This is a genomic window from Streptomyces sp. NPDC002845, assembly GCF_053591955.1.
In genome coordinates this window covers 1-5,260 of record NZ_JBSFUU010000175.1, presented here as the reverse complement: position 1 = coordinate 5,260, position 5,260 = coordinate 1, and the positions used below count along the sequence as shown (strand labels likewise).

The 5,260-nt window shown below is 67.6% G+C and carries 4 protein-coding genes and 1 pseudogene; 4 read left to right on the top strand and 1 reads right to left on the bottom strand.

Annotated elements, in window-relative coordinates; genetic code table 11:
* Positions 1 to 46: 46 nt before the first annotated feature.
* A complete protein-coding gene (locus ACWD3C_RS47745) occupies positions 47 to 517 on the bottom strand; it encodes a hypothetical protein (protein ID WP_451154967.1) in 471 nt (156 codons plus the stop codon).
* 427 nt (positions 518 to 944) lie between these two features.
* Here ACWD3C_RS47745 and ACWD3C_RS47740 point away from each other — a divergent pair, with 427 nt between their 5' ends.
* The 4 genes and pseudogenes from ACWD3C_RS47740 to ACWD3C_RS47725 form a co-directional block, all read left to right on the top strand.
* Positions 945 to 2,813: a DNA/RNA non-specific endonuclease gene (locus ACWD3C_RS47740; RefSeq protein ID WP_451154965.1), complete on the top strand. Its 1,869-nt coding sequence runs from the start codon at positions 945 to 947 to the stop codon at positions 2,811 to 2,813.
* A gap of 164 nt (positions 2,814 to 2,977) precedes the next feature.
* Positions 2,978 to 3,252: pseudogene (locus tag ACWD3C_RS47735) on the top strand (jacalin-like lectin); the annotation flags it as partial.
* Between the two features lie 168 nt (positions 3,253 to 3,420).
* Positions 3,421 to 4,797, top strand: a complete 1,377-nt coding sequence (locus ACWD3C_RS47730) for a glycoside hydrolase family 43 protein (RefSeq protein ID WP_451154963.1) — start codon at positions 3,421 to 3,423, stop codon at positions 4,795 to 4,797.
* 17 nt (positions 4,798 to 4,814) lie between these two features.
* On the top strand, positions 4,815 to 5,260 hold a 446-nt coding region (locus tag ACWD3C_RS47725), incomplete at its 3' end, for an alpha-galactosidase (RefSeq protein ID WP_451154969.1).

Genomic DNA, 5,260 nt, shown 5'->3' with positions numbered 1-5,260 from the left:
CCCTCACCTGCCCCAACTGGCAGGTGAGGGCCGACGGGGTTCGGATTCAGATCCCCATGGAGGCGAGTTCGATGGCGGTGCGGTAGTTCGCCGCGGCGCTCACCACGCAGGCGCGGTAGGTTCGGTTGTCCTTGACGGCGAGGAAGTAGTTCTTCAACTGTTGCCAGTAGCTGACCAGGTAGCCGAGGCCGGGGACGAAACCCGGGGGCTTGGGGACCAGCGCGAAAGCCTCCGAGCAGCGCAGGATCTGACCGGTGGCATCGGACAGGACCGCGGCCACGTCGGTGTTCATGTTCCAGCCGGCCGCCAGTTCCGGGGTCCAGATCGCGGCGGCGACCTCACGTAACCGCGCCTGCTCCTCGGGCGTCGGATCGCTCTGGATTGCGAGGGTGTTGATCGACTCGGCGGTGTGGCGAGGCTCTGCGGCTTGGGCGGCTCCCGCCGCGCCCGCCGTCCCGAGCGTCATGGAGACCGCCAACGCGACCGCCACCGTGTGACGGGACCGTGGTACGTGCATGGCTTCCCCCTCCTGTTGGCCGTCCTGCGCGGCGAGGACGGCGTCCCAGTGAGGCTCGCATGGCGGGCGTCACCGGTCAACGACGACAAATTGCCTCCCCCGGCAGCGACCGGCCTCTGCACGAGCCGGGATACCGCAACCGGGGGCGAGGCCCGAGCGCACCGTGTGCGTCTTGCACCCGGAACCGAAAGATCGAAGAAAGACGCGGCTGCCTGCGATTACAGACAGCCGGCGTCGAAATCGTTGACCGGTCGCTTCGGCCCTGACGGCACCCTGGGAATATCACCTAATCACGCACAATGCGAACACGTGCGGATACGATCCGTGGTGATTGGACGGCTGTTGCAGCGGCCACCGGGCCCGCCTCCGGCCGGGCTGCGGGGCATGTGGCACGCGCCGTCTCCTCTGGCGAAGGGACATCCCTGTCATGGCCACCAAGAGTAAGAAGACCGCCTCGTCATCGAAGAACAGCGCGCCCGCCCAGGACAAGTTGATCGCGTCGTTGCGGCGGTATATCCGCACCCGGGGTCCGGAGTTGCTTGCGGATCCGAACGTGACCTCCGTCGGTATCGGCCACAAGGTCACAGGCGGCAGGCGGGGCAAGCAGGTGGCGCTGCAGTTCACGGTCGCGTGCAAGGCCGAGCCGGAGGCGCTGGAGGCACTGCACACGGCCCCGATCCCCCAGACGGTCACGGTGGACGGCGTCGAGGTGCCCACCGACGTCATCGAGCGCAGCTACAAGCCGCAGTTCCGCCGCGTGGCCGAGGTCGAAAGCCCGCCCCGCAAGACCCGTCTGGACCCCGTCCAGCCCGGCGTGAGCGTCGGGGCGGTGACCGTGTCGGCGGGCACGATCGGCTGCATCGTGTTCGACAAGGCCGACGGCACGCCGTATGTGCTCTCCAACTGGCATGTGCTGCACGGTGCGCGCGGTGCGCTGGGGGAGGAGGTTGTCCAGCCCGGCCCGCACGACGACAACCGTGTCTTCCGTAACCGGCTCGGGGTGCTGAAGCGCTCCCATCTGGGGGTGGCCGGTGACTGCGCGGTGGCGACCATCGAGGACCGCCGCTTCACCCACGAGATCTGCGAGCTCGGGGTGCAGCCCAAGGAGCTGGGCGAGCCGGAACTCGGCGACAAGGTGATCAAGAGCGGGCGGACCACCGGCGTCACCCACGGTGTGGTCCGCCGCATCGACACCATCGCCAAGCTCAACTACGGGAGCGGGATCGGCGAGCAGGCGATCGGCTGCTTCGAGATCGCCCCCGACCCGGCCAACCCGCCGGCCGACGGGGAGGTCAGCATGGGCGGCGACTCCGGGGCGGTGTGGCTGTTCAAGCAGAACAACGGCAAGCCGGGCACGGTCATGGCCGGCCTCCACTTCGCCGGGGAGGGCAATGCGGACCCCGACGAGCATGCGCTGGCCTGCCTGCCGGCGTCCGTATTCGAGAAACTCGAGATCACCCTGAAGCCGCCGGCCCCGGACGAGCTGCAGGTCCAGGGCTACGACCCCCACTTCCTCGGCGAACGGATCGACACCCCGCAGCTGAACGCTGAGATCACCGGCGACGCGGTGCTGCTGGACGGCTCAGACGTCATCCCCTACACGCACTTCTCGCTGACACTGAGCACCAAGCGGCGTTTCCCCATCTGGGTGGGCTGGAACATCGACGGCGGCATGCTCAAGCGGCTCAGCCGCTCCGGCATCCCCTTCCTCAAGGACCCGCGGCTGCCCGCCACCGCCCAGGTGGGCAACGAGCTGTACAAGGCCAACCGGATCGACCGCGGGCACATCGCCCGCCGCGCCGACCTCACCTGGGGCCCCCTGGCCGAAGCACAGAAGGCCAATACCGACTCGTTCTTCTACACCAACATCAGCCCGCAGATGGACGACTTCAACCAGAGCAGCAGGAACGGTGTGTGGGGCCGGCTGGAAGACGCCGTCTTCGCCGACACCGACGTCGACGACCTCAAGGTCAGCGTCTTCGGCGGACCCGCCTTCCAGGACAACGACCGCATCTACCGCGGCGTGAAGATCCCCCGCGAGTTCTGGAAGATCATCACCTTCTGCGAGCACGGCGAGCTGAAGGCCAGGGCGTTCCTGCTCACCCAGAACCTCGACCAGCTCGAAGCCCTCGAACTCGATGAGTTCCGCGTCTTCCAGGTCACCCTCACCGAGATCGAAGACCGCACCCGCATCCGCTTTCCCGGCACACTCCACAAGGCCGACACCCTGCCGGTACCCGAAACGGCAGCCGAGCGAGCACCGTTGGAGAACCTGTCCGACATCCAGTGGAGCTGACCCCCGCCACCCCGATCGCAGGCAGGGAGAGATCCGTAGGTTCCCGGCGGCCCGAGTTGGACTCTGCGGGCACCGACGGCACTCTTCGCGCGGCATCGGATCGGTGCACGGCGGGCCAGTGGTTAGTGCCGTCGCCGATGTAGCCGGAGACGCCGTGGTGGGCGCTCGCCCTCGGCGGGACCGGCGGCACCGCGTCCTCGCTGACGATCGGCAGTGGGGAGTACGTGACGACGGCGTACCTGTGCCAGGGGCAGAAGGACGACCACACGCGGATCTCTACGCCAAGTTCACCACCAACCTCGGCCGCACCCTGGCCGGCGGCACCACGACCTCCGACTGCGTGACCCGCACCGCGCCGTCCGGGTGGCAGATCGCCGGATTCCACGGCCGCTCCGGCGACGAGGTCGACAAGGTCGGCTTCATCTACACCCAGCGCTGATCCCGCCCGCCCCGGGGCCACTCGCACACCGGGGCCCACAGGAAACACAAATATATGACAGGAAGATTGACGAGCACATGACCTGGCTCTACGGTCTGATCGATTTTCCGAACCTCGTTCGAAATACCGGCCACTCGGGTGCCCCCGCACGCCACCCTGGAGCACAAGATGAGCGAAAACCCCCATCTGTCCCGCCGCGCTCTCCTCAGCATGACCGCCGCCGTCCCCCTCGCCCTGACACTCGGCACGGGCACCGCCCACGCCGCCGACTCGGCGTACGCGATGGTCTACTTCACCGAGTCGACCAACCTCGGCGACGGCACCGACTACGGCCTGCACCTGGCCGTCAGCCCCGACGGACTGAACTGGACGCCGCTCAACCAGAACAACCCCCTGGTCACCCCCACCGCCGGCGCCCTGGGCCTGCGCGACCCGTTCCTCATGCGCAAGCAGGACGGCACCTTCGCGGTGCTCGCCACCGACCTCAAGGGCACCGACTGGAGCTACAACAGCCAGTACATCCACGTCTGGGACTCCGCCGACCTGCGCACCTTCACCGGCTACCGACGCATGAAGCTGCACGACATGACGACCCACAGCTGGGCACCGGAGGCGTTCTGGGACGCCGGCCGAGGCCAGTACGCGGTCAGCTACTCCTCCGTGAACGACAGCGGCCACAACGTCATCATGGTCAACTACACCAGCGACTTCGTCACAGCCTCCGCCCCGCAGGTGTTCTTCGACCCCGGCTACGACGTCATCGACGGCGACATGGCGGTCGGCGTGAACGGCTACAACTACCTCTACTTCAAGAAGAACCAGACGCTGGTGAGCGCCAGGTCCACCTCCCTGGACCCGGGCAGCTTCACCGAGTACAGCGCCGGTGTGGCGCACGGCGGCACCGAGGCCCCGACGCTGGTCAAGTCCCTCACGTCCGGCAACTGGTGGCTGTGGGGCGACACCTACACGCCCAACGGTGTCTTCTACGCGTGGCAGTCGAGCAGCCTGGCCTCCGGCACCTGGACCGCGCTGGACCAGAAGACCTACACGCAGCCGGTCAACTCCAAGCACTGCGGCATCACGACGATCACCACGACCGAGTACAACAACCTGCTCGCCAGGTGGGGCTCACCGGCCTGGAACCGGCTCAAGTCCTACAACTACCCGGCCCGTTACATCCGCCACTCCAACTACGTGGGCCGGATCGACGTGTACCCGATCGAACCGTACAAGGACTCCCTGTGGACCCTGGTCCCCGGGCTCGCCGACAGCTCCGGGGTCTCCTTCCGGTCGGTCAACTACCCGACCCGCTATCTGCGGCACTACAACTACGCGCTCCAGCTGAACGCCAACGACGGCACCTCGACGTTCGCCGCGGACGCGACCTTCTACCGCACGGCGGGCCTCGCGGACGCGAGCTGGGCCTCCTTCCGCTCGTACAACAACCCCACCCGCTACATCCGCCACTCCGACTACGTCCTGCGCATCGACCCCATCTCCACGACCACGGACCGGCAGGACGCGACCTTCCGGGTCGGGTACTGATCATGAAAGGCTCCCCCATGCCGTACAGCTCCGCACGTGGCTGGGCCAGACGCGTCACCGTGCGCGTCCTCGTCCTCGCCCTCGCCCTGGCCGGCCTGACGGACCTGGCCGACCACGATTCGTCGGCACCGCTGTCCGCCGAGCCGGCCGCGGTCAGCACCACGCAGGCCGCCATCACTCCGCCACCGATGGGCTGGGCGTCCTGGAACAGCTTCGCCAGCAGCATCGACCACACCGTCATCAAGCAGCAGACGGACGCCCTGGTCTCCTCCGGCATGGCGGCCGCCGGATACGAGTACGTCAACCTCGACGACGGCTGGTGGCAGGGCGACCGCAACGCCGACGGCAACATCGTCGTCGACGAGACTCTGTGGCCCGGCGGCATGAAGGCCATCGCCGACTACATCCACAGCAAGGGCCTGAAGGCCGGCATCTACACCGACGCCGGCAAGAACGGCTGCGG

Excerpts from the sequence above, each read along its gene's own strand:
- ACWD3C_RS47745 (WP_451154967.1), bottom strand. The coding sequence starts at position 517 with ATGCACGTACCACGGTCCCGTCACACGGTGGCGGTCGCGTTGGCGGTC.
- ACWD3C_RS47740 (WP_451154965.1), top strand. The coding sequence starts at position 945 with ATGGCCACCAAGAGTAAGAAGACCGCCTCGTCATCGAAGAACAGCGCG.
- ACWD3C_RS47730 (WP_451154963.1), top strand. The coding sequence starts at position 3,421 with ATGAGCGAAAACCCCCATCTGTCCCGCCGCGCTCTCCTCAGCATGACC.